General features: G+C 65.3%; 1 protein-coding gene and 1 pseudogene. Both read right to left on the reverse strand.

The genetic code is table 11. The features are described from left to right. Positions 1–256 precede the first annotated feature (256 nt). Positions 257–700: a DUF4214 domain-containing protein gene (locus MFF24_RS28650; RefSeq protein WP_238229224.1), complete on the reverse strand. Its 444-nt coding sequence runs from the start codon at positions 698–700 to the stop codon at positions 257–259. 88 nt (positions 701–788) lie between these two features. Next, positions 789–882: pseudogene (locus MFF24_RS28655) on the reverse strand (IS5/IS1182 family transposase); the annotation flags it as partial.

Here is an 882-nt window from a genome sequence, read left to right on the forward strand (position 1 = left end):
GGAAAGGCTGCCTCCGATCACACGGCCGGCTGATCACCGATCCGCACCGAACCCGCCGGCCAGGGAATTTTGAAAGCCCACAATTGCGGAGACTTCGGTGCCCGTTGACAGGGCGAGTTGGCACGCAATATTCCCGCGGTCGCCCGCTGACCGAGGCGCGAAGCGCGTCTCAGATCGGCAGGTTCAAAGAAAGAGGGGCAGCCATACAGCTGCCCCTGTCTCCGTGAGGTTCCACTTTTCTTGATGGTTGCCCTCTTCAGATGAGGTGCCAACCGTTCTCGATCACGCTGGCAAGGTGCACGTGAGCCTCCGGGCTCTCAGCGATCCCAACGGCCACGTCTGCACGCGTCGCGCCGTGCGTGAGAGCGTCCGTCCAGCCCTGCAGTCGGGCCGCATCCGCGCTGCGTCCCAAGGCTCCCTCGTACAACGCCTGCACGAACGCGGCGTCCGTGAGGTTCGCATGCGTGCTCGCGTACTCGGCCGAGTCCAGGAAAGACTGAGCCAAGCTCGTCAGCGACGTACCCTGTGCTCCAACCTGTGCGAAGAACGTGAGACCCGCTGCGTCCGGGGCTCGATCGAGGATGCCGTAGTAGAACCGAGCGGCGTCGGTCGCGTGCGCGTCGGCCGTGAAGATGCCCCGGTCGAGGGCGGGCTGCAGGCCAGCTACGTTCTCGGGCGAGAAGGCGAAGCTGATAGCCACGTCTGCACGCGATGTGCCGTGTTCAAGTGCGTCGAACCAGCCCTGCGCCCCCGCCGCATCGCTATGGCGCCCTAGGGTCGAGACTCGATCAGCACCAGAAGGCGATGACGGCGGCGAGCGCGAGGGCGGAAGCGTAGTTGCGGGCGAGCTTGTCGTAACGGGTTGCGATGCGGCGGAAGTCC

Source organism: Methylorubrum aminovorans (genome assembly GCF_022179725.1).
In the GTDB taxonomy this organism is placed as follows: Bacteria; Pseudomonadota; Alphaproteobacteria; order Rhizobiales; family Beijerinckiaceae; genus Methylobacterium; species Methylobacterium aminovorans.